General features: G+C 55.1%; 20 protein-coding genes. 17 read left to right on the forward strand and 3 right to left on the reverse strand.

From position 1 onward, the window contains the following. Positions 1 to 9: 9 nt before the first annotated feature. Positions 10 to 1,179, forward strand: coding sequence for a nucleotide sugar dehydrogenase (locus ACFO3A_RS03125; protein WP_377723916.1), 1,170 nt, complete (start codon positions 10 to 12; stop codon positions 1,177 to 1,179). Positions 1,180 to 1,209: 30 nt separating this feature from the next. Further along, positions 1,210 to 2,691: a glycosyltransferase gene (locus tag ACFO3A_RS03130; RefSeq protein WP_377723918.1), complete on the forward strand. Its 1,482-nt coding sequence runs from the start codon at positions 1,210 to 1,212 to the stop codon at positions 2,689 to 2,691. 60 nt (positions 2,692 to 2,751) lie between these two features. Here the strand turns inward: ACFO3A_RS03130 and ACFO3A_RS03135 are convergent, their stop codons facing one another. Next, positions 2,752 to 3,588, reverse strand: coding sequence for a hypothetical protein (locus ACFO3A_RS03135; protein WP_377723919.1), 837 nt, complete (start codon positions 3,586 to 3,588; stop codon positions 2,752 to 2,754). Positions 3,589 to 3,861: 273 nt separating this feature from the next. On the opposite strand from ACFO3A_RS03135, the gene ACFO3A_RS03140 reads away from it, so the two are divergent. The 9 genes from ACFO3A_RS03140 (at position 3,862) to ACFO3A_RS03180 (ending at position 15,185) form a co-directional block, all read left to right on the forward strand. After that, complete coding sequence (locus ACFO3A_RS03140) at positions 3,862 to 5,418, forward strand: ATP-binding protein (RefSeq protein ID WP_377723921.1); 1,557 nt, start codon at positions 3,862 to 3,864, stop codon at positions 5,416 to 5,418. Positions 5,419 to 5,636: 218 nt separating this feature from the next. Beyond that, a complete protein-coding gene (locus tag ACFO3A_RS03145) occupies positions 5,637 to 7,658 on the forward strand; it encodes a capsular polysaccharide biosynthesis protein (protein WP_377724325.1) in 2,022 nt (673 codons plus the stop codon). A 197-nt stretch (positions 7,659 to 7,855) separates the two neighbouring features. Continuing rightward, positions 7,856 to 8,137: a helix-turn-helix domain-containing protein gene (locus ACFO3A_RS03150; RefSeq protein ID WP_377723923.1), complete on the forward strand. Its 282-nt coding sequence runs from the start codon at positions 7,856 to 7,858 to the stop codon at positions 8,135 to 8,137. Positions 8,138 to 8,189: 52 nt separating this feature from the next. Next, positions 8,190 to 9,398: a type II toxin-antitoxin system HipA family toxin gene (locus ACFO3A_RS03155; protein WP_377723925.1), complete on the forward strand. Its 1,209-nt coding sequence runs from the start codon at positions 8,190 to 8,192 to the stop codon at positions 9,396 to 9,398. A gap of 178 nt (positions 9,399 to 9,576) precedes the next feature. After that, positions 9,577 to 10,800 carry a capsule biosynthesis protein gene (locus tag ACFO3A_RS03160; RefSeq protein WP_377723926.1) on the forward strand — a complete coding sequence of 408 codons (1,224 nt, stop codon included), beginning with the start codon at positions 9,577 to 9,579 and terminating at the stop codon, positions 10,798 to 10,800. After that, entirely contained in the window at positions 10,797 to 11,564 is a 768-nt protein-coding gene (locus ACFO3A_RS03165; protein ID WP_377723928.1) for an SDR family NAD(P)-dependent oxidoreductase, read from the forward strand. The genes ACFO3A_RS03160 and ACFO3A_RS03165 overlap by 4 nt, the downstream gene beginning before the upstream one ends. Beyond that, on the forward strand, positions 11,554 to 13,131 hold the full coding sequence (locus ACFO3A_RS03170) for an LTA synthase family protein (protein WP_377723930.1): 1,578 nt from the start codon (positions 11,554 to 11,556) through the stop codon (positions 13,129 to 13,131). Before ACFO3A_RS03165 ends, ACFO3A_RS03170 begins: the two co-directional genes overlap by 11 nt. Positions 13,132 to 13,698: 567 nt before the next feature. After that, positions 13,699 to 13,929 carry a helix-turn-helix transcriptional regulator gene (locus tag ACFO3A_RS03175; protein ID WP_377724326.1) on the forward strand — a complete coding sequence of 77 codons (231 nt, stop codon included), beginning with the start codon at positions 13,699 to 13,701 and terminating at the stop codon, positions 13,927 to 13,929. Then, a complete protein-coding gene (locus ACFO3A_RS03180) occupies positions 13,926 to 15,185 on the forward strand; it encodes a DNA primase family protein (RefSeq protein ID WP_377723932.1) in 1,260 nt (419 codons plus the stop codon). Before ACFO3A_RS03175 ends, ACFO3A_RS03180 begins: the two co-directional genes overlap by 4 nt. Positions 15,186 to 15,822: 637 nt before the next feature. Here ACFO3A_RS03180 and ACFO3A_RS03185 read toward each other — a convergent pair. Next, positions 15,823 to 16,083, reverse strand: coding sequence for a helix-turn-helix domain-containing protein (locus ACFO3A_RS03185; RefSeq protein ID WP_377723933.1), 261 nt, complete (start codon positions 16,081 to 16,083; stop codon positions 15,823 to 15,825). 172 nt (positions 16,084 to 16,255) lie between these two features. Between ACFO3A_RS03185 and ACFO3A_RS03190 the strand changes: the two genes are divergently transcribed. The 4 genes from ACFO3A_RS03190 to ACFO3A_RS03205 all read left to right on the forward strand — a co-directional run bounded on the left by ACFO3A_RS03190 (position 16,256) and on the right by ACFO3A_RS03205 (position 18,569). Next, on the forward strand, positions 16,256 to 16,834 hold the full coding sequence (locus ACFO3A_RS03190; protein ID WP_377723936.1) for a hypothetical protein: 579 nt from the start codon (positions 16,256 to 16,258) through the stop codon (positions 16,832 to 16,834). 187 nt (positions 16,835 to 17,021) lie between these two features. After that, the gene (locus tag ACFO3A_RS03195) at positions 17,022 to 17,372 is read left to right on the forward strand and encodes a DUF2628 domain-containing protein (RefSeq protein WP_377723938.1); all 351 of its coding nucleotides are present in this window, start codon (positions 17,022 to 17,024) and stop codon (positions 17,370 to 17,372) included. Positions 17,373 to 17,430: 58 nt separating this feature from the next. Then, positions 17,431 to 17,916, forward strand: coding sequence for a hypothetical protein (locus ACFO3A_RS03200; protein WP_377723940.1), 486 nt, complete (start codon positions 17,431 to 17,433; stop codon positions 17,914 to 17,916). A gap of 143 nt (positions 17,917 to 18,059) precedes the next feature. Continuing rightward, on the forward strand, positions 18,060 to 18,569 hold the full coding sequence (locus ACFO3A_RS03205) for a hypothetical protein (protein WP_377723942.1): 510 nt from the start codon (positions 18,060 to 18,062) through the stop codon (positions 18,567 to 18,569). Between the two features lie 105 nt (positions 18,570 to 18,674). Here ACFO3A_RS03205 and ACFO3A_RS03210 read toward each other — a convergent pair whose 3' ends face one another. Then, positions 18,675 to 19,553, reverse strand: a complete 879-nt coding sequence (locus tag ACFO3A_RS03210) for a hypothetical protein (RefSeq protein WP_377723944.1) — start codon at positions 19,551 to 19,553, stop codon at positions 18,675 to 18,677. A 962-nt stretch (positions 19,554 to 20,515) separates the two neighbouring features. Between ACFO3A_RS03210 and ACFO3A_RS03215 the strand changes: the two genes are divergently transcribed. Both ACFO3A_RS03215 and ACFO3A_RS03220 read left to right on the forward strand, forming a co-directional pair. Continuing rightward, on the forward strand, positions 20,516 to 21,175 hold the full coding sequence (locus tag ACFO3A_RS03215; protein WP_377723947.1) for a DNA-binding protein: 660 nt from the start codon (positions 20,516 to 20,518) through the stop codon (positions 21,173 to 21,175). A 534-nt stretch (positions 21,176 to 21,709) separates the two neighbouring features. Further along, a complete protein-coding gene (locus ACFO3A_RS03220) occupies positions 21,710 to 25,747 on the forward strand; it encodes a helix-turn-helix domain-containing protein (RefSeq protein WP_377723949.1) in 4,038 nt (1,345 codons plus the stop codon). Positions 25,748 to 25,990 lie beyond the last annotated feature (243 nt).

Consider the following 25,990-nt stretch of genomic DNA (forward strand, 5'->3'; position numbering starts at 1 on the left):
AGGAATTTCATGAAAATAACTGTTGTAGGTATGGGTTATGTTGGTCTATCCAACGCTGTTCTACTCGCCAAAAATCACCAAATTACCGCTTTGGACATTGACACTGCTAAAGTGGAAAAACTGAATCAGTGGCTGTCCCCCATTGAGGATGCCGAGGTTCGGAATTTCCTCAGCAACAAGCCCTTGCGGTTTTCTGCCACCACGGACAAGCAGGCGGCTTACGCTGGTGCGGATTGGGTCATCATCGCCACGCCCACGGATTACGACCCGCAGACGCATTTGTTCGACACCCGTTCGGTGGAGTCCGTGGTGCGCGATGTGATGACCATCAACCCGCAGGCGCTGATGGTCATCAAGTCCACAGTGCCCGTGGGTTTTACCCGCCGCCTGAAGCAGGAACTGGGCTGTGACAACCTGATCTTCTCGCCCGAGTTTCTGCGTGAAGGTAAAGCGCTGCACGACAACCTTTACCCTAGCCGGATTGTGGTGGGAGAGCGCTCCGCGCGTGCTCAGGTATTTGCCGATCTGCTGCTGCAGGGGGCGGTGAAAAAAGATGTGTCCGTGCTGCTGACCGACAGTACTGAGGCCGAGGCCATCAAGCTGTTTGCCAACACCTATCTGGCCATGCGCGTGGCCTTTTTCAACGAATTGGACACTTACGCCGCCGTGCATGGGCTGGACCCGCGCCAGATCATTGAGGGCGTGGGGCTGGACCCGCGCATTGGCAGCCATTACAACAACCCCAGTTTTGGTTATGGCGGCTATTGCCTGCCTAAAGACACCAAGCAACTGCTGGCCAATTACAGCCAAGTGCCGCAAAACTTGGTGCAGGCCATTGTGGAGTCCAACCGCACGCGCAAGGATTTTGTGGCCGAAGATATTTTGCGCCGCAACCCCAAGGTGGTGGGTATTTACCGGCTGGTGATGAAGGCGGGCTCAGACAACTTCCGAGCTTCTTCCATCCAAGGGGTGATGAAGCGGCTCAAGGCCAAGGGTGTGGAGGTGGTGGTGTATGAGCCAGTGTTGGATGCGCCAGATTTTTTCAACTCGCGCGTGGTGCGTGATTTGGCCGAGTTCAAACACATATCTGATGTGATTGTGGCTAACCGTGCTGTGCCAGAAATTGCTGATGTGGCTGGTAAAGTCTATACCCGCGATTTGTTTGGCGGTGATTCCTGATTTTTTGAGATTTAAAGGCGCGAGTAGCTTATGCTGAGCGGTTTACGTGGCGGGGCGTTGGCCTTGCAAAGCGAATTTGCCCGAGCCGTGGCTCAGGCAGGCGATTGTGCGCCTGCTGGATTGGGGGGCTGGCTGCCTTGGGCCTATTACCGGTTGGGAATGTATGCCACGGTGACGAAGCTGCCTGTGAAGTCTGTAGCTTTGCCTTATATGTTGCCGGTGGTGGTGTCTCTGGCGGCTTGTGGTAAGCATGCGGATGCACGCCAGGTATTGGCCCAGGTGCGCTGGGGTGGTGTGCCCAGGCGTTTGCGGGTGGCTTTGGCCGATGCTTTGGCCCCGTTCATGCCGCAGGAGGCTTTGCAGGTGTTGCAGCCGGTACAAGCACTTGGTTCTCCAGCACTGTATGCGGCTTTGCTGTTACGTAATCAGCGTCAGCAAGAGGCTGGCAATGTGGTTGCTACTGCCTTGGCTAACGGACAAGGGGCACGTTACCCGGAGCTGTATCTGTATCAGAGCATGGCAGCGCCTGATGCACCCCAGCCGCAGTTGGAGCGGTTGAATCGGTTTTTTGCCTTCCATGGTGTGCCGCCGGTGGCGTTGCGGCAGCCAGATGCTCCACCTGGCCCGTGCAATGTGCAGGTTCCGGTGGATTTGCCGGTGCTGGAGAATGGGCCGCTGGTGTCGGTGCTGATGACGACTTTCCGCACAGGTGAGCGGGCATCGGTGGCAATCGATTCCTTGTTGAACCAGACGTATCGGAACCTGGAAATCATTGTGGTGGACGATGCCAGCGGTGATGCAACCCCCGATCTGGTCGAAGCGTGGGCACGCAGGGATGCACGGGTGCGTCTGTTGCGCCTGTCTGCCAATGGCGGCACCTACCTGGCCAAAAGCATGGGGCTGCAACTGGCACGGGGGGAGTTCGTGACCTGTCACGATTCGGATGATTGGTCGCACCCGGTCAAGATTGAGCGTCAGGTGAAGCCTTTGCTGGATGATGCTTCTTTGGTGGCTACGACCTCGCACTGGGTGCGTATGCAGGACGATGGCATGTTCTATGCGCGGCCTGTGCATCCGTTGATGCGCTTTAACCCGTCTTCGCCTTTGTTTCGCCGGGAGGTGGTGCTAAAGCGCATGGGGGCTTGGGATATGGTGCGCACTGGGGCGGATAGCGAGTTCCATGCTCGCTTGAAACTGGTGTTTGGTAAGCAGGCAGTAAAGCGTATTGCTCAACCGTTGGCACTTGGCTCGCATCGCGAAGGGTCTTTGATGACGGCTGGGGATACGGGGTATTCGGATACCGGTGTTTCCCCGCAGCGCTTGGCGTATTGGCAGGCCTGGGGTGCTTGGCATATTGATTGTTTGCGCAAGGGCGTATTGCCCCAGCTCCCCCTGGACTTGGAGGTTTTGGCACAAGAGCGCCCATTTATCGCCCCGCAGGAAATCGTGGTAACTGCGGAGCAGGTGCGCCAGGCGAAGCTGGCATCTGGTTCAGGCGCTTTGCATTGGTGAGTGAGAAATGTCGCTATCGAATACGTACATAAGCATGTACGTATTCGAATGGGGCGATTACTATTTACTGCAAGCAAGGCGGGCAATGAAGTTTGGATGTATCGTCGTTGTGTCGTCATATAGTTTTGACTTGACGATTGCCAATGTTTCGATAACTTTTTGAATATTTCCTTCAGAGAGTTCGACTGTGAATGGCATTGATGCAGTAACTTCGCGTGAATCAATGCCGATGAGTTCTACGCTGATGGATCCTTGGGTTTTATTCGCTTTTGCGCTGGCAGCTAAAGCGAGTAGACTTCCGGAAATTTCACCGTTGGATTTGGTTATGTCAACGATGATGCGAAGGCCAACGCCTACTCTTGCCCAGCCTAGAGGAGTGTTCAGATCTTCCGAATTGGTCATGGGTTCAATACGGAATTTCATGAAGTCGATAACGTATTGCTTGCTGCTGTGATCTGTCGAAAAACTGGCTAATTTTGCATCTCCTCCATGATCGCTATATGAAATGTTGGTGGCGATGTTATTAAGTAATGCATTATTTTTCTTTGCGGCTTCTGCTCCGATGTTCCAGTTTTGTGGGGTGATGATTATTTTATTGTTTTCTACCTTTGTTTCTGTGTATCCCCCAGCGGGTATTGGTGGTATTGGGATATAGTCTATCGATTTGCTAGGGCAGTTCAGTATTTCCTGGGTCTTGGGATGCTCTATTGCAGTGATGCTAGACAGGGGGCGGAGAGAAGTTCGAGAAATCGTCTCCTTGGCTTGATCGTTGTCCGCAATTGGTATGGATGAAGATGGGGTAGCGGAGATGGTGCTACAACCGCCAAGCAAGATGGCGGTCAATAGTAGAAAAATTGACTTCATTACTTTCTCCAAAAAAATAATTGAGGATGTCATGCTAAGGTTTTTCGATGTATTGTTGCTAAGTGTAAACCATGAATAATTGGTGTATATTTGGCTTTATGATCAAAAGCTATTTTTTTGATGTTTTATGATCAATTATGGTTTTAATAAAAATGGAGTGGATTTGTGAGGTGGATAGCTGTCGGGTGCCGGATGATTGCGCACATGTCGGGCGAACAAGTCGGAGGGTGATTGCTGCCATCGTTTGAGCGCGTGCAACGGCGCCATGTACGCCAGGCGTAGCGGTGCAGCCATAATGGGTGCGCTATGCAACGTAAGAAACTTCCCATCGGTATCCAGACCCTTGCAAAAATTCGCGAAGACGGCTGCTACTACGTAGACAAAACACCGTTGGCGCTGCAATTGATCGAGCAGGGTACGCATTTTTTCCTGTCCCGCCCCAGGCGCTTTGGCAAGAGCCTGTTTCTGGATACCTTGAAAGAGCTGTTCGAGGGCAATGCCGCCTTGTTCAAAGGGCTGTACGCAGAAAGGCACTGGAACTGGTCGGTCAAATACCCGGTGCTGCGCTTTAGTTTTGGCGGCGGGGTGTTGGGTTCCAAGGAAGAACTGGAAGCCAACCTTCACGAGCAACTGACCCGGTACGAAGCCCAGCTAGGCACAGCAGCGCGTTTTGCCCACGCACGCGGACGGTTTGCCGACTTGATCCAGCACCTTTTCACCAGCACCAGCCAACGCGTCGTGGTGCTGATTGACGAATACGACAAGCCCATCCTTGATCGCATCGAAGATTCCGAACGTGCCCAGGCGATTCGGGAGGTGCTGAAAGATTTCTACAGCGTCATCAAAGACAGCGATGCCTACATCCGGTTTGCCCTTCTGACGGGGGTGTCCAAATTCAGCAAAGTCAGCCTGTTCTCGGGGCTGAACAACTTGCAAGACATCACCCTGGACGAACGCTACAGCGCCATTTGCGGCTATACCGATGCGGACGTGGACAGCGTATTTGCGCCGGAATTGCCTGGGCTGGATAGGGAGGAAATCCGCCGCTGGTACAACGGCTACAACTGGCTGGGCGCCTCGGTTTACAACCCGTTCGATCTGTTGCTGTTGTTTGACAAGCGCAAATTCCATCCCTACTGGTTTGAGACGGGCACGCTCACGTTTTTGCTCAAGCTGTTGGGCCAGCAGCGCCAGTTCATTCCCGAACTGGGGCATATCGTTGCGGGGGAGCGCTTGCTATCCACCTTTGATGTGGAACACATCGCCACCGAAGCGCTGCTGTGGCAAACCGGGTACTTGACGATTGATGAGACGCAGCACCTGTTTGGCGAATACCGCTACCGTCTGCGTTACCCGAATCGGGAGGTGTACCAAAGCCTGCACGACAGCCTGATCATTGCCTGGAGTGGTGCCGAACCCAACGGCACCACCACGCTGGGGAACAAATACCGCCTGGGCGATTTGCTGCTGGCCCGCGATGTTGCAGGTATGGGGGCGTTGTTCCATGCCTTTTTTGCCAGCATTCCGCACGATTGGTACCGCAACAACCCGATCACCCAGTACGAGGGTTTTTATGCCAGCGTGTTCTACAGCTACTTTGCCGCGTTGGGGCTGGACATTGTGGTGGAAGACACGACCAACCACGGGCGCATCGACATGGCGGTGCGCTTTGAAGGTCACACCTATCTGTTTGAATTCAAGGTGGTGGAGCTGGCGCCCGAAGGCAAGGCGCTCCAGCAATTGCAGGACAGGGGCTACGCCGACAAATACCGCGCTGATGGGCCGGTACATCTGATCGGCGTGGAGTTCAGCCGTGACAGCCGTAATATCGTCGGCTTTGATACGCAGACCATTCAGGGGTGAACGCGGCTGTCGTGATCGCTGTCAGTGCCTTCGTACCCGGTGCTTGAAGATGTGCACCCTGGCGATAACTCTTAAAAAAATAGCTTTTACCGCTGTCTAAGCAAGGGTTTCATAAGACAAATAACTTGCAATCCAATAATAACAAGCGGTAGATGCTCTCATTTATGAAAAAAATAGGAATTTTTTCCAGTGGCATCGGGCGTATTCCCTTGCTTGCCGTGTTTCTGGGGGCCTTGCCTTGGCGCTGGTATCCAGGGCGTGGTGCGGTGCTGGATGGAGTTGCGGGCTGGGGGCTGCGCCCCAGCACTCGCCGGGCGCGAGCGTATGCACTCCGTTATCGATTGCCTTATCTGGCGCTGGAGGATGGTTTTGTGCGCTCCTTCGGCACCGGCGATCATTTTCCGCCGTTGTCGTTGATCGTGGACGACACGGGCATTTACTACGATTGCACTCGGCCCAGCGCTTTGGAGCGTCTGCTGGCCAGCGATGCCGATCTGTTGTTGCCTGATGTCCAGGCCGTGCGCGAGGCCCGCGCCCAGTTGCTGCAGGCGGGTTTGAGCAAATACAACCATGCGCCGGATATGCCTGCCGGCATGTTGCGCGAGGGGGATGCGCAGCGCGTGCTGGTGATAGACCAGACGGCGGGGGATATGAGCGTGGCCCTGGGTGGGGCGGATGCGGCCAGCTTTGCGGCCATGCTGGCGGCAGCGCTGGCAGAAAACCCGCAGGCCACGGTGTATGTGAAGACCCATCCCGAGGTGACGTCGGGGCGCAAGGGTGGGTATCTGACGGCGGTGCAGCCCAGCGAACGGGTGGTGGTATTGCGTGATGCGGTCAATCCCTTGTCATTGATGGCACAGATGGATCGGGTGTATGTGGTCAGTTCCACCATGGGGTTCGAGGCGCTGTTGGCGGGCAAGCCCGTGACCTGCTTTGGCGTGCCATGGTATGCGGGCTGGGGCGTGACGGATGACCGCCAGCCAGGGCATCCCGCCATGGCAAGGCGGGCAGGGCGGCGGCGCACGGTGGATGAGCTGTTTGCGGCCGGATATGTGCATTACACGCGCTACCTCAATCCCGAGACGCACCAGCTTGGCAGTGTGTTTGATGTGCTGGATTGGTTGCAGCGCCAGCGGGAGGTGGCGCGACGTTACCCGGGGCGGATGATTTGCGTGGGCTTTCCGCGCTGGCGGCAGTTTAATTTCCGGGGCATGTTGTCCCTGCATGTTGGGCGGCAGGTGTTTGTCAAGAACGCCCAGGCCGCTGCCGCTTTGCAGCCACAGGGTGCAGATTGCCTGGTGTGCTGGGGCCGGGTGCCGCCAGCGGGCGTGGCCGAGCTGGCCGAGGCGGCGGGCGTGCGGCTGCTTCGGATGGAGGATGGCTTTGTGCGTTCGGTGGGGCTGGGGTCGGATTTGATTCCGCCCCGGTCCTTTGTGCTGGATGCCAGGGGCATTTACTTCGACCCCAGTCAGCCGTCGGACTTGGACGACATGCTCAATACCCGCGCTTTCACACCGCAAGATCTGCAACGGGCGCAGTGGGTACGGGGTTTCATCGTGCGCCATGGCATTACCAAATACAACCTGGAGCCGTTGCAGGCCGTGCAATGGGCATTGGCCGGGCGCCAGGTGGTGCTGGTGCCGGGACAGGTGGAGGACGATGCCTCCATCCGCTTTGGCTGCGATACGGTGCAGGGCGTACATACCAATGCAGGTCTGCTACAGGCGGCGCGTGCGCAGTTTCCCGATGCTTTTATTGTGTTCAAGCCGCACCCCGATGTGACGAGCGGTAATCGCGCAGGGCGCGTAGCTTTGGCGGTGGCGCGGCAGTGGGCCGACCATGTAGAGGTGCAGGCTTCGGTGGTGAGCTGCATCGAAGCGTGCGATGTGGTGGTGACGATGACGTCGCTGACCGGCTTCGATGCCTTGCTGCGCGGCAAGCAGGTGGTGGTGCATGGCCGGCCGTTTTATGCAGGCTGGGGCTTGACGCAGGACGTGCTGCCGGTGCCACGGCGGGAGCGTTCCTTGACTTTGGATGAGCTGGTGGCCGCTGCCTTGCTGCATTACCCGCTGTATTGGGACCCGCTGCTCAAGGGCTATACCACGTGCGAGGCGGTGCTGCGCCAGCTTCTGGCCCAGCGCGAGGCTTTGGCCGCCAGTGGTCAGCTACAGCGCTTGCGCGTAGGCTGGTTGCGCCGCCAGTGGCGCAAGCTGCAGGTGGAAATCAAAGCCAGGCTGTAGACGTTGCACTAGTGCAGCGGTGTGGCGGTGTGGCGGTGTGGCGGTGTGGCGGTGTGGCGGTGTGGCGGTGTGGCGGTGTGGCGGTGTGGCGGTTCTGATATTTAATAGAAAATATTGTGTGATAAAGTATAAAAATAAACTTACCTCATAAAATAATGGAGTTAATTTTCAAAAAACCTGCAGAGATTGTCAGCTTGTTGAGTACCCGTCTGCGCCAGGAACGGCTCGCGCAGCAGATGCCGCAAGCTGAAGTGGCGGCGCGTGCAGGGATCAGCGCCAATACGCTGTCCAACCTGGAAGCTGGCCGCAATGTGGGGCTGGAGAGCCTGGTGCGTGTGGCCATGGTGCTGGGGTGCGGCAAGGAGCTGGAAGAGCTTTTCAAGCCCAGGTTGGAGAGCCTGGAAGACATGGTGCGCTACGAAGAAGGTGCCAGCCGCCAGCGTGCCCGGAAGAAGTCAGGGGAGGCTGGCCGTGCTTAAGCAGGTGGATGTTTTCTATAACGGCTGGGGAGCGTGTTGGCGCTGGGGCAGCTTGCGTGCCACCACGGCGGTGAACGGGCGTGAGCTGGTGGCGTTTGAATACAGTGAGCAGGCGCTGAGTCAGGGACTGGAGTTGTCGGTCTATACCTTGCCTTTGAAGGGGCCCAGGTTGCGGATGGGTTTCCCGGCGCACCAATGGGGGCTGCCGGGGCCGGTGTATGACGCCTTGCCGGATGGCTGGGGCATGTTCCTGATGGATCGCTTTTTCAAGCGCAAGGGGTTGAATCCTGCACGCATGGGGGCATTGGAGCGCCTTGCCTGTATTGGCTCCACAGCGATGGGGGCCATGTCGTTCGAGCCGGTGGCCGATCAGGCTTTGCCTGTGCCGGAGGCTATTTCTTTGGCACAGTTGGCCGCTGAGGTGCAGCAGGTACAGCAAGGTGAAGGGGGCGAGTTTTTGCAGCGATTGCTGCAAATGGGGGGATCGCCGCAGGGCGCCAGGCCCAAGGTTCTGCTTTACCGCAATCCGGCCACCGAAGCGTTTTCGACAGTCGAGCAGCCTGGGAATGAAGCTTGGTTGGTGAAGTTTCCTGCCAAGCAGGAACATGCCGAGGTGTGCGCCGTTGAGGCTATTTATGGGGAATGCCTGCGCCGCTGCGGCATTGAGACGCCGTTGAGCATGTATTTTGCGCTGCCCGATGGACAGGCGGCGTTTGTCAGCAAGCGGTTTGACCGGCATGGCGGCATGCGGGTGCCGATGCAGAGCTTGGCCGCATTGACCGGTGCGGACTTTCGCGTGCCGGGGACGTTGGACTATGTCAATTTCCTGCGGGCCACCCAGTTGTGTACCAACGATGTGCGGCAAAACGCACTGGCGTGGGAGCGGGCGGTTTTCAATGTGGTTTTCAACAATCGGGATGATCACCCCAAGAACTTTGCCTACCTGATGTCTGCCGCAGGGCAGTGGCGCTTGGCACCAGCCTACGATGTGACGTTTTGCGAGGGGCCGGGAGGGTATCACCAGATGGATGTGTCGGGCGAGGCATTGGAGATCGACCGCGCTGCGTTGCAGCGGTTGGGAGAGCAGGAGGCGGAGCTGGCACCCTCCGAGGCCCAGGCGGTGATCGAGCGGATTTGCGAGGTGGGCAGCACTTTTGCTGCAGTGGCGCGAGATCAACTGCCGGGGCAGATCACACCGGATACTTTGCAAACGGTTCAAGCGCGTATCAATGAAAACATCCAGCGCCTTGTCCACCCGTAGCCGGCGCTGGTGCAGTGCCCATGCAGGCCATACCGAAGGGTGAGAGGTGCAGGTGGACACTACCGGGCAGGCAAGATGGCTGGAAGTTCGATGTTTTACAATCCCAGGTTTCCTTGGGAGAGGACAAAGGCTTCATCGAGGAAACTAAAAAATCAAATAAATTCAAGCCGGATATAAATTGAAGCGTTCTTTTCTTTTTTTGCAGGGGCCGTGTACCCCTTTTTTTGAGCGCTTGGCCGATGCGTTGGAGGTACAAGGGCATGAAATCCACAGGGTCAATTTCTGCGCAGGAGATGTTTTTTACTGGCGTAAACATCCTGCCTCCTGGTTTCAGAAGCATCCCCGGCATTTGCCTGAATTTTTAGAAAAAATTTATCGGTGTTACGGTATCACGGACCAAGTATTGTTTGGAGATCAACGGCCTGTGCATTGGCCTGCGGTACAGGCAGCCAGGGAATATGGTGTTCGTAATCATGTTTTTGAAGAAGGTTATTTTCGCCCACGGTGGATTACCCTGGAGCGCGAGGGTGTCAATAATCACTCCCTTTTGCCAAACGATCCCCAGTGGTATTGGGAAGTTGGAGGGCGTCTTGCGGAGGATCTGCCTGCTGCGGGCTTCAAATCGCCTTTTATAGGTCGGGCAGTTCACGATGTGGCCTACCACGTGGCAGGGGTGCTGAACTCTTTGATTTTTCCAAGATATAAAAATCATGCAGGTATTTCAGCGCCGGTGGAGTACGCTGGATACATCAAACGATTCACCCATCTGCGGTTTATCAGGGAACGTGAAAAAATCAGGGCCAGGAAAGTTGCCTTGGGAAAAGCACCGTTCTATGTTTTACCCTTGCAGCTGAATACCGATGCGCAGATTCGCCATCACTCGCAATTTTCCGATATGAAGGAGTTGATTGAGCATGTTTTGGCATCGTTTGCAAGGCATGCACCAGCGGATGCCCATATCGTGATAAAAAACCACCCTTTGGACATTGGATGGATGAATTATCCCAAAATCGTCGCCAATTGTGAAAAACAGTTCGATATTGTTGGTCGTGTGCATTATCTGGAAGAGGGGGGCTGGGCCATGCTGGGTTCCAATGCCCGTGGTGTCGTGACAGTGAACAGTACGGCGGGCACGGTGGCGCTGGAATATGGTGTGCCGCTCAAGGCCTTGAGCGATCCGATCTACAACTTGCCGGGTTTGGCCTGCCAGTTGCCGCTGGACGATTTTTGGCACGAAGGTACGCGACCGAATGTGGAGCTGTTCAAGCGCTTTCGCCGCTGCGTACTGCATGCCACGCAGGTCAATGGCGGTTTTTATTCGGGTGAAGCCATTGCACTGGCGGTGCAGAACAGTGTGCCGGTGCTGACGGCGGAACAATCCCCCTTGGAGCGATTGCTATGAAAGAGCCGCGCTGTGTATTGATTACCGGGGCTACGGGGGAGATCGGCGGCGCTCTGGCTTTGGCTTATGCCCGTCCGGGCTGCACGCTGATTTTGCAGGGGCGCCGGGTGGAGCGCTTGCATGGCTTGGCCCAGGAGTGTCAGGCGCGAGGGGCACAAGTGCAGTTGCAGGCCCTGGACGTGCGGGATCGGGAGGCTTTGCGTGCTTGGTTGCAGGGGGTCTGCGCCACGGTGGTGCCGGATCTGGTGATTGCCAATGCCGGGGTGAATACCGATATTGGCCCTGAGGGTGCCGGGGAGCGCTGGGAGGATGCCCAGGCCCTGGTGGAAATCAATCTGCTGGCAGGCATGGCCACCGTCGATGCAGTGCTGCCGGCGTTGCGCCAGCGTGGCAGCGGGCAGGTGGCTTTGGTGAGTTCTTTGGCGGGTTATTTCGGTTTGCCGGTGACGCCCAGCTACAGCGCCAGCAAGGCGGGGCTGAAAGCCTATGGCGAGGCCCTGCGTGGCTGGCTGGCGCCGGAAGGGATTGCCGTGAATGTGATCATGCCGGGGTATGTCCAATCGCCCATGTGCGATGCCATGCCAGGGCCCAAGCCGTTTTTGTGGACACCTGAGCGGGCTGCACGGGTGATTCGTCAGGGGCTGGCACGCAACAAGGCGCGTATCAGCTTCCCATTCCCGCTGAATTTTGGCTGTTGGTGGCTGGCCGTGCTGCCAGCCGGGGTGTCGCAGCGGATTGTGCGTTGGCTCGGTTATGGTGCCTAGTTCTGGTTTTTTACTGCCCTGGTGTGCTGCCTTGGCCGGGCTGGGGCTGTCCATCCTGCTGGAGCAGTGTATGCAGCCGCGTCCCCCGTTGCGCCGTCCGGTGGCGGCCTGGGCGGTTCATATCGGGGTCTGGCTGGTCTTGCATGGGGTGCTGACAGCCTTGTTGGGGCGTCCGTGGTTTGCCATGGCCGCCGGGTTGGCAGCGCTGCTGACCGTGGTTTTGGTAAACAACGCCAAGTTCAAGGCGCTGCACGAGCCTTTTGTATTTCAGGACTACGAATATTTCACCGACGCCATCCGCTATCCGCGCCTGTACATCCCGTTTTTTGGTTGGTGGAAATTTTTGCTGGCAACGGCAGGTTTTGTGGCTGCCGTTGGCATCGGCTGGTGGTGGGAGGAGGTGCCCGCCGCACGTTGGAGCGTGACAGGGCAGGCCGGAGCCTTGGCATGGCAATGCCTGCTGGGCAGTGTGCTTTTGGTGCTGGGCAGCCGTCAGCGTTTGAACCTGGGCCTGGATGCACAGCGCGACGTATTGGCCCTGGGCCTGCTGGCCGCCTTGTGGCGTTATGCCTTGATGGGCCGGCGCTTGCCGCAAGCGCAAGGGGCATTTGCTGCCGATACGCAAAAAAAGGCGGGACAGCAGGGCGCAGCCTCGTCATTGCCCCCCCGGCGCCTGCCGGATTTGGTGGCGGTGCAAAGCGAGTCTTTTTTCGATGCACGGGTACTGTTTGCAGGGATTCGCCCGCAGGTGCTGGAACACCTGGATGCCTTGCAGGCCGAGGCTTTTGTGCATGGCAGTATGGAAGTCCCGGCCTGGGGAGCGAATACCGTGCGTACCGAGTTTGCCTTTTTGACGGGGATTGAAGGTACTGATTTAGGGGTGCATCAGTTCAATCCTTACCGGGCCGTTGCCGGTGGGTGGCAGGTGGCATCGCTGGCCCAGTATTTGCAGCGCCTGGGCTATCGAACTGTGTGCGTACATCCTTACCCAGCGGGGTTTTATTTGCGTCACAAGGTGTATCCCCTGCTGGGATTCGATGCCTTCATTGACATCCGGGACTTTAGCGATGCCGAGCGTTATGGCCCGTATGTGAGCGATGCGGCCGTGACGGAGAAAATCATGCAGTTGTTGCATGAACGTGCCGATGGCGACAAGCCGCTGTTTGTCTTTGCCATCACGATGGAGAACCATGGTCCCTTGCACCTGGAGCGGGTGGCCCCGGAGGATGTGCAGCAACTCTATGGCACTGTGCCGCCTGCAGGGTGTGACGACTTGACGATCTATCTGCGCCATTTACGCAATGCCAATCGCATGATCGGCAGCTTGCGTATGCAATTGGATGCCTTGGAGCGACCGGCCAGCCTGTGCTGGTATGGCGACCACGTGCCCATCATGCCGAAGGTGTATGCTACCTTTGGTCAGCCCAGCGGGTTGGTGCCTTACGCCTGCTGGCGCAATAGCGCGGCACGCAGCAATGCGGCGGAACGTGATCTGGCTCCGCAGTTATTGACGGCAGATACGCTTTCCCGCCAATGGCTAGCGGGCTTGGGTTTGTGGCGGGATTGATTTGCCGGTTTTGATAAAACTGCAAAATAAAAAAAGGGTTACGTCAATGCCGTAACCCTTTGATTTTTGGTTGCGAGGGATGGATTTGAACCACCGACCTTTGGGTTATGAGCCCAAGAACCTGCCCTCGGAGAAAGCTAAAAAATCAATAAAATCAAGATTTTGTCTTACCTTGCCTACTCGCATTTTACTGCGATTTACCGAGGTAAGTGCAGCAAAATTGCAGCAACAAGAACGCCGCGCCTATCTGATGAGGTGCGCAGGTAAACAGAGGTCACATATGGGTGAAGTAGCGAGGTGCCCTGCTTTGGCGGACAGGTCAAGCACATGAGAGTAGCTACAACGGCACGTAAATCTAGGTGTCGGTGACGTAGCGTGGAATGCGCACCCTCATGGTCGATTGTTGCGCCCTGATCGCTTGATCTCAAGGGGCAGTCGCACAAATACGGTAAATGGACCGTTTCAGCAGATGGTTTGGAGCTATACCCTAGGCAGTCGTTCTGGCTGTGCTTCAAATCGTTTGTGAAGATGCAACAATTCTTAGTCAGCCCCGCCGAGTTGGCGACCATGCTGGGCCTTGCCCCCCGAACTATCTATAACCGTCTACATACGAGGGGCGATCTGCCCCCAGTGATATATCTGGGACGCTTGCCACGTTTTGCCATTACAGATATTCACGAATGGCTGAACGCTAAGCGCAGCAGCGGTTCAAGAGTGACAAATCCGGTATCCGGGCGCCGTGGGCGGCCGACGAAAGCAGCGCAGATAGCAAAGCGTCGCATGGGAGGTTTCGCATGAGCAAGCGACCACCTTACGAGCCAATTCAATTCGCACAAAAGCTGGAGAGAACCAAGGATTTTTGCAGTGACAACCAACTGATCTACCGTTGGACAGGGACACATTGGTCGCCCTGTGAAGATCGGGAGATTGAGCGCATGGCAATCCAGTGGCTATGCGAAACCGAATGGTCTGCGACCGCGGCCAACGCCCGTGCAGCAGCTCAGACCGCTGAGCTCTGGCTCCCAAAAAAGTCAGAAGCAACGGACACAGCAGTGCTTCCACTGAAGAATGGTTATTTGCATCTGACCCCTGGTGGGCACGTACTTCAGCCTCACGACAAGGCTGCGGGTCTGCACTATGTGATCGAGTGCGACTACGACCCAGCAGCCCCCGAGCCCATTGAGTTCACCCACTTCCTGCGAACCATCTTGCCGGATGCAAGTGTGCGAGACCGTGTTCAGGAGTACATCGGCTACACGTTATTGCCCGACTGTCGTTTCCAACGGCTTCAGTTGTGGCTCGGCAACGGAGCCAACGGAAAAGGGGTGCTAGCCAACATCGTTCAAGCGCTGCATGGGAAATGTGCGGCAGTTCAGCTGGACTCGCTCGATCAATTCAAGCTTGCAGGGCTTGTTGGGGCAAGCTTGATCTATGCAGATGAAACACCGCAACGTGGCATGAATGAGCAAGTCTTGAAGTCCGCCGTAGCAGGTGAGCTCATGCAAATCGACCGAAAGTATCGAGATCCAATCTCGCTTCGCCTTAAAGGGAAGTGGCTTGTGCTCGCAAACCAATTCCCGGCAGTCACCGATCAAAGCAATGGTCTCTGGCGTCGCTTCGATATCGTGCCCTTTCCAGTGACGATTCCCGAGCGGGACCGAGATCCGCTGCTCTCCTCAAAGATCATCAAGAGTGAGTTGAGCGGTGTCCTGAACTGGGCTTTGGTGGGGCTCCAGCGGCTACTGAGTCGGGGTCGGTTTGATGAAAATCTGCCGGACCCTATGCGCTCAGCCCGCAGAGATGTTCAACAGGAAACGAACAGCGTGCAATCATGGGCCGATGACCTGGGCATCGAGCTCACCATTGCCGTAGAGACACCCAAAACGGATGTGTATGCGAGTTACGTGAGCTGGTGCAAAGCGAATGGCATGTCGCCCGTTGCATCGCCAAAGTTCTGGAAGCGTATGCCCGACACCATGGGCAGTAGTCTGACCGAGAGTAGAAAGACTACAGGAGCAGGGCGCATTCGTACCTGCAATGTCGGCCTGCCGTGACCGACTGGTAGCCCGTTGCCCGGTCAAGAAAACCCGTTGCGATTTCAGCGGGTTTTCAGTGTTGACCAGCTGACCGGGTATCTCTGAAAACTTTTCATGGCCCCTACCGCCAGCACCTGTCCTCTACTTCTTCTTCCGCAATCGACAAGAAAAAGAATGGAAGAAGAAATTTCTGGCGAGTACCCGGTCACTTGGTCAGCACCTAAAACGCTTGACACCACAAGGCTTTTTCATGACCAGATACATACCAGACTTATCCGCCACTTCCCTGTGATCTTCCCAGTCTAGTTCTCTTATTGCACCCAGGGCGGCAGGCTGTCTCGGGCAGCCTCTAATGCGGCGCCTGCCTGCCGTGAAGCCTCTCCTGCCACATACAAAGTCGATCCTGATGAAGATTGGCCCCTTCCTCGAGGCGATCAACAAAAAGAACGCTACCTTCTCGTAGCAGGCAGGCTTTGCGTCTCGCGCTGTCACTGCTGCGCCATCTGCCACCCTGGGTGCAAAGAGCACTTTGCGAGGTCGTCACGAAGCAAGCCAATAGACGAGACCGGCAGCAGCCCAAGCACCGACAAGCTTCCTCAAACAGGGGAGCCTTGCAGACAAGACCGCTCAACGTTTTCGCGTGCCCATGGCCACCTCAGGCCCCAGGCGAATGCACTTCACCCCATTGGCCAAGTAATTCGGCTGGATCTACACCTAGCCCTGCGGCAAGCCTTTGCAAATTATCAATTGTGATGTTCGTCGCAGCCCGCTCTACTTGACTTATGTATGTGCGGTGGAAACCACACTCCGCGCTCAACACTTCTTGAGAGATGCCCTTTGTCGTGCGTAGCCGCTTGACGTGATCAGCCAAGCGCCAACGCAAGTTGGAGTCAACCTCTTTGCTATCAATTTTCATGGCGCAATAGTTGCGCAATAACCCTTTTTCGTCTACCTGTCAACCATCTACCGTCTATACATCTACTGCTTAAAAATATACAATGAGTACGTCTATAGCAAGTTACTCGTAACCATCGGTTCGCTCAGAGCCACGCTGGCACCTAGCGGACGATTACTCAATAAGGAGCAATATGCATTCCCAGTTCATAAGAGCCTTCCCAGCTACCGTTGTTGCCACCGCTGTTGTGCTGCTAGCTGGATGTTCGACTACAACCAGTGGAGGAGTGCAGTACAAAGCCTCCACCCAAAACGTGATCACGATCCAAGAACAAGCTAACGGTGCAAAGGTGCGTCTGCTGGACTTCACAACCGCAGCAGGCGTGAGCGAATCGCCGTGGTGTCGGGCGAATGGGCCAATCAGCATCGGCAGCGGTAAGTCGCCTGCGCAGTTCATCCATGACGCGTTGCAGGAAGAACTGTTCCTTGCGCAGGTGTACTCGCCAAGTGCGACGACAACGTTGTCAGGTCGTCTTGATGCTATGAAATTCAGCTCGATATCCCCAGCCAATTGGGAAATCAGTCTGACACTGTCGTCTAGCACCGGAGCTAGCTATCAAATCCAAAATCTCTACAAATACAACACAAGCTGGGATGCATTAAGTGCATGCAAAAACGTGGCAGATGCGTTTGCTCCAGCAGTCGCAGATACGTTGAAAAAAGCAGTCTCTGATGCTCGATTCAAAACATTGCTCGCCAAACCACAGCAATAACTCATCACCGACGCTTTGCATTTATAACGCACCAGTACGCAACCACTTCACTTTCAGCATTACAACTTTATCGTTATAAACTGTCACTTACGGTAAGCGAGCCTGGTGCTTTATTTTATCCAGATATATCGAATAATTGGATGTAAGAATTTCACACTTTCCTAAAACATCTATTCAAAATACTACCGTGAATAATATTTCAAAAGCATGGGCGCAGAAATTTGACCTTATTGAAAAAGCAGGCGGAGAAAAATTAAAAAACATAAAAAATTTATCCTCCAGAGAAAGAATGAAAATTAATTTTAATTTTTTGGCTTTTGTTTTTGGCCCATTTTATTATTTATCAAAAGGAATGTGGAAGAAAGCTATTGCTATCTCGATAGCAGGGATTTTAATAACACTGATATTGTTTTCCATCTTGGCATCAATGAACATCAGGATCGCTCAACTTGGTGTTCTGACTTCCGCATGGTTCGCATCACGCGCCAATGTTGATTATTATAGAAAAATAGTAAAAAACGATAATTGTTGGTGGTGATAAGAATATAAAATCTAAAAAATTTGGCACTTTAAACATTAATCATCAAATTCAAAACATGAAACTGCATAAAATTATGAAAAAATCTACATTCGTAATTTCTCTGTTATTTATACATATATTTACTCCTGTGCAGGCACTAGAAGTACCGGAAAGTGTTATCGAAAAATATGTTCAGATGAAACTTCCAAAATCTATTGCTGGAGTTAATATTTCATCGGCAAAAATAAAATTACTCAATGCAGATGCCAAGCTATGTGCAGTTGCACGCCCAAAAATCATTCCGAAAGATATTCCATTTTGCGCCACATTGACTCCAACGTGGCGCCAGGAAACAGCATCTCTTCTTGGATTTAATATGCAACTAGATTCATTGGATGCGACAGGGCTTTCTGAAAAATACATCGAAAATACAAAAAAACTTGTAAATCAAACAATATTACCATCTCTTGATGGCATTGAAATCTACAAGGCAGACAATTTTATTGGGAAACGGGTTTCAGACATAAAAATAAAACCTGGAAAAATTGATCTTGTATTCTAGAAATTAAGTTAATTCGTTCATAAATGAAATATTATATATTCACGGCATTAGTCTGCCTCAATCTCTTGGGTTGTTCAAATGAGAGTGCGTCGCCTTCTGAAAAATTAACACTCGATGTTGCCACAAAGAATGCACGAAATAGCATGGTGCCTAGTACAGAGATCAGGAATATTGTACGAGAAAATGGTTGGCAGGACACTAGCTCTGTTAATATTTATAAAGTTCGCTACAATTATGAGTTAACCTTAACAGAAGACCTTCCTCAAGCAATATTGGAGTTGGCGAAAAATTATGAAAAAGAGGTCAAAGGTAATCTGGAAACCTTTGATACTGAAAAAATCGCTCACTTGGATCCTAGACAAATGAGTTATCTTCAGTTGATGTTAAATTCAAGGGAATGGGCTAATAACCAGAAAAATTTCCCAGAGAGGCGTGACATTTTTCTTACGAAATGCGACCAATGCATGGCTTATTGGAATAGTGATGTGGGAGGAGAAGATGCTACTCGACTTCGACGATTTTCTTATATGCAAGCATGGTCATATTTTGAATCAGCAGGATTTAAAGACGATAGCAAAAAAGGCGATGCAGCCCTATGGAACACCACTACATCTTTTATGAAAACAGAAAATGGATGGGTGGAGGCTAATTAAAATCATGTATAGCTATTAATAGCATTAATATTGTACCTTGGTGCATAAGAAACGAATATTCGATATTTTTCCATCAAGGTAAAATGATTTATCTTATATTATATTTCAAGGAAAAAATGTCACAGGCTTCAATGTAATATTTTCAACTCCAGCACCCCTGAAGTGCATGGTGCAGAAAATAATCGTCGTTATGGCTTTCACTCCGATGGCGGCGATCTGCCGTTGGATATTTTCTTCGTGATGAATCTTGCGCCCATGCAGATCCTTGGCATTTGCGGGCACAGCGATGATTGCCGCGCAAAACGCGGGCAGGTTCGGATAGCCGACCGAGACTTCGGAGCGTGCCGCAAGCACGACGGATTGCAGCATGTGCAGCCTGTTTTTGCCGGTCTTGCGAGAGTTTTCAACCTCCAGCCAGATGCAGCCAGACGCACCGACCAAAAGGCCATCCGGATGCTTGTCGGCAGCTGGCTCCAGCTGCCGCAGCTGGGATTCCGCCAAGGCCTCAAAGCCATGCTGCGCACGCAGCAGAAACAGTACGCCCACAGCCCACAGGTCGTGCTTCCAACTTGCAGGTGGCTGCCACTTCCCATGCCGGACTTCGCCGTAGCCCGTACCTGCCCGGGCCGCCGGAGCGTGGCCGCGTTCATTCAGCCAGGCTGCCCCCCTTTGCGACAGCACAAACGCTGCGCCCGCATGGCGGCCAGGCAGCTGGCGTGCAATCACGTAGCGAAGCGCTTGCAGTTTGCGCATGTATTTCTCCGCATACTTGCGGGCGTGCTCGTTGTTCGGGTGCATGTACCGCCCGATCTCTTGCGCACGCAGCCAACCGAAGTTGGCGATCAAGCGCAATGCATCGGCTGCATGCTCGCCTGGCTCAAGCGCAGGCATACGCTTCAATGGTGTGGTACTCATACTTGGTATAGCTGATTCGGGCAGCGATACCAAGGGATATTCCTGTTCTTTTTTGAGCAGGAATATCACGCCGCGGTGCGGCCTTCCGTGGCCTCTGCGAGTCGGCCACTCGCGCAGGCTGGGTCAGTTTTCTGCGAAAACTTCCTTGCCGCCTTTGCCTTTTCGCCGTGGCTTCGCCTCGGCTACAGCGCACTGCTGCGCGTGCTCGTAGCGCTTCCCGTGTCCTTCGGACTGCCCTTCGGGCACCGTCTCCGACGGACGGGCATTCAGCCTTTTTCCCCCACCCTGCGGTCGGGTCGCTGTTCGCCCCCCAGTAGCCTTTTTGGGCTACTGGGGCCCCGTCGGCGATCCGCTGAAAAAGCCCGAATGCCCGCCCCTCTGCGAGGTCGGGAAGCGGGGCTTTGCCCCCGCTGAGCTTTTGTCCGACCAGTCGCCCTGCGGGCTCCAGCTTGTCGGTCAAAACTCACCGGCTCCCCCACCAGGCCCGCGGCCTGGACCAGGGGCTAGCGCCCCCACTTTCGCGGCTCCGCGCCGACCTCTGCGCTTCGCTTCGGGATCGTCGACGCGGCCCGTGAAAGCGGCTCCCCCGCCAGCGTTGCGTGGCCAACATGATGGCCATGCATGGAGCCTTGATCACTATGAGCCTGCGTAATGCTATTCAGCCTGAAAACGCATAAAAAAGGGCCCGGGTTGCTACACCCGGGCCAAGAGAGGACATCAGAGGAAACATTGAGAGTTGAGACCTGCGTTCGTCAAAGCTTATGACCTTTGCACACACTGTTCTCATTTACGTATAGCACGTGCACTGCCCCCATGAGGGGCTTAAGCGCAAAGATATTTTTGCATCGAAACTACCTACGATCAAAGGTAGGTATTGGGTTATCGGACCAAGTGTGTGGAAATAGCCGCCGTCATGCTAGGCCGTGCTGCCTATACATGGTTAGATGATATCAAACTGTATCGATACGGCAGCGATATCGTTGCGATATCAATCCTGATATCGATATCACTAACACCTCGAAGGATTTCTAATGACAACCCAACCCTTGACGCAAGCACTGGTTAGCGCGACAGCAAATCGTCTTATGGCTGAAAGCAACAAGCAGCCTTCTAATCGCGAAGTATTGCGTGAAATCGGCTCAGGCAGCCTGACGACCATTACTAAGTTCATGAGAAACTGGCGCAGCGAAGCTGCGGCATTGGGCGCAGCTATTCGGCCATTACCAGAAAAACTATTGCGGGAACTCGAGCAATTGCAGTGCCATAACGAGAAGGCTGTGCGCGATGAGTTAGCAGCAGAGCTTGAAAATGCCTATGACACCGAGCAGCAATTGATTCAAGAGAACGAACAAATGTTAGCCCAGGTCGTCACCTTACAGGCTCAACTGGAGACGGCCCGACAAGAGAGCACCGCTGCTCATGCACAAGTGGCTCAGTTGCAAGCAGATGCAGCAACCCTCAAGCGCGAGTTGGAGAGTGAGCGAGAGACTGCAAATAAGCTGCGCATTGAGCTGGCAAAAGCATCGTTACGCATTGACGAGTCGATACCGCAATTGAAGCAGGAGCTGAAGGAGTGCCGAAGTCAGTTGGATCTTGCCCGTAAAATCCAAGTAGACGCCGAGTTGAAAGCGGCTGTTGCCCATGAGCGTGCAGCAGGGTTGACTCAACGGATGAGCGAACTTAAGTGCTGAATGTCTATCCGTGGGCTGCTTCCGGTTTCAAACACACTGGGTTGTAGCCGTTTAGGTACTTGACAGCGAATGACTCAGATCAGCTTCTAGCCGCCTGATCAGCAGCGGTTGCTGCCCCCCATAGCCTCGCTCGCGAGCGTTCGGTCACAACCATATAGCGGTCATCCGAGTACCAAGGCGCGAGTCGGCCCTGCGACGGCTTTCAGGTGAGTAGCCGACGCTGGCTATCGGTATCCACCATGGGACTGCTAGATGTCCGCTACGCAGTGCATGGACAGGCGCTGCCGACCCTCAAGAGACGTTCACCGGTAGCCAGTCTGGGCGGCAGGTCTCTGATTACTGCCGACGTTTAGAGCGTTGGTCACATGCGAACTACCCGACTAAAGCTGCCGTCGGCGTGCCACTCTAGCAATGTCGGCCATGTAGCTGATTGCAGACTGAGGCGACATAGACACTTGGAATTCATAAGCACCCGCACTTGACTCGGCATTCTTGTACTCACATCATGTGTTCAAAACATTTTGCACACATGATATGAGTACGACTAACGATGCTAGAGTGACCGACTTTGGCCATCGCCTCCAACAATTCCGAATCCAAGCGGGAATTGAGACGCAAAGAGAATTGGCCATAGCGCTGGGCGTCCGGCAGCAGACAGTTAGCCGATGGGAGGCCGGCACATCTCGCCCCAGGGCGAAGGACATGCTTCGGCTCGCGCACTTGCTATCCGTAAGCCCTGAGGATCTAGAGAACGTGAGCGAGCGTGGGCTGGATCCGCAAACGACGGTCAGTTTCGACCAGCCGTTTCCAATCGACTCCCTGAGCGCGGAAGGTTTCGAACGGTTTTGCGACTTCTTCATCTCCGCACTCAACCCGACCGCCGACGTGCACCGGTTCGGCGGGACCGGCCACAAGCAGGACGGCCTGGATATCGAGGCCGTTTTGCAAGATGGGACGATACGCACCTATCAATGCAAGAGGCATAAGGAGTTCGGCGCAGCGAAGGTCGAAGCGGCCGTCAAAGCACACGTCCGTCACGCCGACAAGAAAGTCCTGCTGCTCACGAGAATCGCCAGCCCACAGGCGAGGGACGCGATTGCCGTCCATCCCGATTGGGAACTGTGGGACAAAGAGGACGTCGCAAAACGGATTCGCCAGATCTCGAAGTTGGAGCAAATTCGCTTGGTGGACATCTTTTTTCCCGGGCAGCGACTCGCGTTGCTCGGCGAAGTCGAGGCCGGCCCTTGGATGTCCGTCGAGGACTTCTTCTCCGCGTTCCTGCGCAAGGAGCGCGCCTTCAACCACCTGTGGCAACTGGTGGGACGGAGCGAGGAACTCGCAAACCTATTCGACAGCATCCGCGACAAGGATCGACTCGTCACCCTGCTGACCGGCTCCGGTGGGGCAGGGAAATCCCGTTTACTGTACCAAGCCCTCGTCGATTACCAAGACGCGAAGCCTGGAATACTAGTCAAAGTCCTTTCCGCTACGGAGGAGCTTTCTACGAAGCATCTAGAGAGTCTCGGGCAAGCCGAAAAACTCTTGGTCGTTGACGACGCTCACGACCGAGACGATCTCCCCATGCTTTTCGCCTATGTCGCAAATCCTAAGAATTCGGCGCGAGCGGTCCTTTCCCTCCGGACGTACGGCCTCGAGCGGATCAGGTTACAGGCGGCCGCAGTCCTTCTCCAGCCTCCCTACACTTTCCAAATCAGCCTCGAACCGCTGTCCCAGAAGCAGTCGGTCGAACTCGCTGCCCAAGTTCTGAAGGAGTACGGCGGCCCAGAATCGGCGGCCGAAGCGGTGAGCAGCTACACCCTCGACTGCCCGTTGGCCACGGTCGTCGCGGCCCAGATCGTGGCGAAGGAGAATTTGCATCCGGAACTCCTGAGCACCGAAGGCGCGTTCCGAACGACCCTTCTGGCCCGCTTCCAGCAGGTGATCGCGGGAGACCTAGCCCAAGGCAAGGACAGGGAGGCCATCCTCTCTATCCTCAGGGTCCTGGCATTGGTCCAACCGTTCAGCCCGGACGACGCCGGGCTCCTGAAACTGCTGGAGGATGCCGAAGGAATCTCCGTCGCGGACAGCAATCGCCTCGTCAAGACCCTGGTAACGGGTGGCGTAGCGTTCAAGCGGGGCCTGACGTACAGGCTCGCTCCGGATCTCCTCGCCGACTACATCATTGAGCAGAACTGTGTAACCGAGAACGGCGCGTCGTCCGGCTATGCAGAAAAGATCTTCGCCGCGTCGCCGCAATCACTCGTCGAGCACGTTCTGCTAAACCTCGGGAGGCTAGATTGGCGGCTGTCGAGTGGAAACACCGCCAGCAGCCGATTGCTCGATGGGCTGTGGCAGCAATTGCGACCCACGGGGGAATACGGCGACAAGCATTTCAAGGCAATGACGTCCGTCGCGTACTACCAGCCCGCGAGGGCGCTTCAGTTCGCAGAACAAAGCATCGCAGAAGGCAGGATTCCCAAGGACCTGCCGGAACTCGTCAAGTACGCCGCCTACAATTTTGAGCACTTGCAACGAGCCTGCGGTTACCTGTGGGAATTGGGGAAATCGGACGCAAGGCAGTTGCACCAGCACCCCGGCCACGCCATCCGCATACTGAAGGAACTCTGCGCGGTGGAGCCCGATAAGCCGGTCGAGTACAACGCCGAGGTCGTCGGATTCGGACTGTCGCTCTTGGATTACCCCGACTCGTGGAACGGTGCGTACACGCCATATGACTTCCTGAGCGGAATTCTCCAAACCGAAGGCCACACCACGTCTTCGAATGGCCTTGCATTTTCGTTCAGCCCGTACTTCGTGAGGCAGGAAGCCGTTGCTTCGCTGCGAAAAGATGTGATTTCCGCTGCAATCGCCCGACTCGATTCCGAGCGGTTGGACGTCGCGATCCTATCCGCGAGGGCGCTTTCCGATGCGCTCAGGTATCCGAGGGGTCTATTCGGGGCTGCCGTTCCGGAGACGGACCGCGAGCGTTGGACCGACGAATTTGTTGGCACTTTGGAATCAATTAAGGGCAAGGTGCTGTCGTCGATATTGGATCCGTTCGTCTGGCTCGAACTGCTTTCTTCGATCTCTTGGCACGCGAAATTCGCCAGCGGCAGGACAAGCTACGTAGCAAACGAGATATTCGCCCTTACTCCGGACAGCCTCGAATTCCGGACGATACGCGCGTTCGTCGACGGGTATGGGCATCTGGTCGAAGATTCGAATTTCGAAACCAGACAAAAGGAATGGCAGGCTACCATCCGGCACACCGCAGCAGAGATAGCCGACACCTTCCAGAACCCGGAAGCGATTGTGCACTTCGTAGCGTCGACGCTGGCGAGGGTCGAAGAAATAAAACTGAATAGGAATGCTTCGCCTCACGTCCTGCTCCACGAACTGCTCGCCGGTACAAACTCCTTGGCGCAATACGTCATGGAGTACGCGCTTGGAAAACCGAAATCCGCCATCGCCCGCTACGTCCCCATGGCCTTGCCGAGGATCTATTCGGAAGACGTCGCAAGTGGAAGGGCGTTTACGTCCAGAATCTTAGCTTCCGGGAGTCCGGAACTGAGAGCATCGCTGGCCCGCTGTCTCGGTCAAGTCCTTGGAAACTCATCCCTGGGCGAATACGAATTCGATACCCTGAAGGGATTTCTCTCTTCAGACGACGAATACGAAGTCGTGACTGCGGCGGGCGAGTTACGCCATGTTGGGGCGTTGGACGCCGCGAAAACGTTGGAGCTCATAGGAGCCACGAATTTCTGTGGTTCCGAGCATGTTGCCGACGAGGTCCTCTCCCTCTTTGAAGCCCCTGGACCGATTCCTCCCGACCTGCTCGATTCCCGCTCGGTAAGCGTCCTACTGGACAAACTGTTCCCCATACCGGTTCTGGAAAAGTATTGGATCCAGAAATTTCTCGCGTCCACTTCGGTGAGGTACCCGGTGGAAACGCTGGATTTCTTCAAGAAGCGCGTCGCGCACGCGGCTTCGACGGAGGATTACGCGTTCCGTCCCTGCAACTTCGGCCCGTACGGGTACGAGCCTTTACGGTTCGCCGAGTCGGCGGCATTCGAGGACTTGTGCAAGGACGTATGGTCTTGGATGAGAGGTGGCGATGGCGCAGACCACAAGTTCCAATACTTCGCCTCGCACCTTTTCGGCGCTGTATTTTCCGCAACGGACGACAGGACGCTGTCTTTCATGCGGAATAAGTGCTCCGGCGACAGCCTCGATATCTCACTCATTGGGGAAATCCTCCGCGAGGCCGACCACGCATTCTCTTTGGACAATCCGACCTTCGTCGTCGGCTATCTCACGGCGGCCAAGTCGCACGGTAGTAAGTATCTCGAATCCGCCACCAGCGCACTGTATTCCGCAGCCGTGAGCGGAGGAAAACAGGGGGCGCCGGGCGAGCCGTTTCCCCGTGACGTGGAGGCCTTGGAAAAAGCGAAGTCCATTCTCGATTCGCTCCCTCGTTTCTCTCCCGCTTATAGGCTCTACGACCTCATCAAGCAGGACGCGGAGAAGAACATCGCCGAATCGCTAAAGGAGCGGGAGTTGTTCGAGGAGTAATAAGGCCATGCTTGTGTGCGCTGTGCTGGTTTCGGCCACATAGCAGACCCATCACACCGAGCATCTCACTGGCAGCACTGGCCAAACAGCACGTATATGCCGTCCGTCAGGTTTCGGATTCGAGCAGTCCCCTGTGTGGCCGCTTTCTAGAAACCTGCAACGGCAGCAGATGGCCGATAGTTCCCCCCTGGACATCTTTCCCGATAGCTTCCGGTCGTCACAAGCTCAAAAATCAGGCTCCGA

Origin of the sequence: Comamonas nitrativorans, from assembly GCF_042654765.1 — a bacterium.
Classification (GTDB): domain Bacteria; phylum Pseudomonadota; class Gammaproteobacteria; order Burkholderiales; family Burkholderiaceae_C; genus Comamonas; species Comamonas nitrativorans.

Coding starts and splice junctions, on each gene's coding strand:
- ACFO3A_RS03215 (WP_377723947.1), top strand. CDS start 20,516: ATGACAACCCAACCCTTGACGCAAGCACTGGTTAGCGCGACAGCAAAT.
- ACFO3A_RS03200 (WP_377723940.1), top strand. CDS start 17,431: ATGAAACTGCATAAAATTATGAAAAAATCTACATTCGTAATTTCTCTG.
- ACFO3A_RS03140 (WP_377723921.1), top strand. CDS start 3,862: ATGCAACGTAAGAAACTTCCCATCGGTATCCAGACCCTTGCAAAAATT.
- ACFO3A_RS03170 (WP_377723930.1), top strand. CDS start 11,554: ATGGTGCCTAGTTCTGGTTTTTTACTGCCCTGGTGTGCTGCCTTGGCC.
- ACFO3A_RS03220 (WP_377723949.1), top strand. CDS start 21,710: ATGAGTACGACTAACGATGCTAGAGTGACCGACTTTGGCCATCGCCTC.
- ACFO3A_RS03190 (WP_377723936.1), top strand. CDS start 16,256: ATGCATTCCCAGTTCATAAGAGCCTTCCCAGCTACCGTTGTTGCCACC.
- ACFO3A_RS03185 (WP_377723933.1), bottom strand. CDS start 16,083: ATGAAAATTGATAGCAAAGAGGTTGACTCCAACTTGCGTTGGCGCTTG.
- ACFO3A_RS03205 (WP_377723942.1), top strand. CDS start 18,060: ATGGTGCCTAGTACAGAGATCAGGAATATTGTACGAGAAAATGGTTGG.
- ACFO3A_RS03165 (WP_377723928.1), top strand. CDS start 10,797: ATGAAAGAGCCGCGCTGTGTATTGATTACCGGGGCTACGGGGGAGATC.
- ACFO3A_RS03125 (WP_377723916.1), top strand. CDS start 10: ATGAAAATAACTGTTGTAGGTATGGGTTATGTTGGTCTATCCAACGCT.
- ACFO3A_RS03175 (WP_377724326.1), top strand. CDS start 13,699: ATGCTGGGCCTTGCCCCCCGAACTATCTATAACCGTCTACATACGAGG.
- ACFO3A_RS03180 (WP_377723932.1), top strand. CDS start 13,926: ATGAGCAAGCGACCACCTTACGAGCCAATTCAATTCGCACAAAAGCTG.
- ACFO3A_RS03135 (WP_377723919.1), bottom strand. CDS start 3,588: ATGACATCCTCAATTATTTTTTTGGAGAAAGTAATGAAGTCAATTTTT.
- ACFO3A_RS03130 (WP_377723918.1), top strand. CDS start 1,210: ATGCTGAGCGGTTTACGTGGCGGGGCGTTGGCCTTGCAAAGCGAATTT.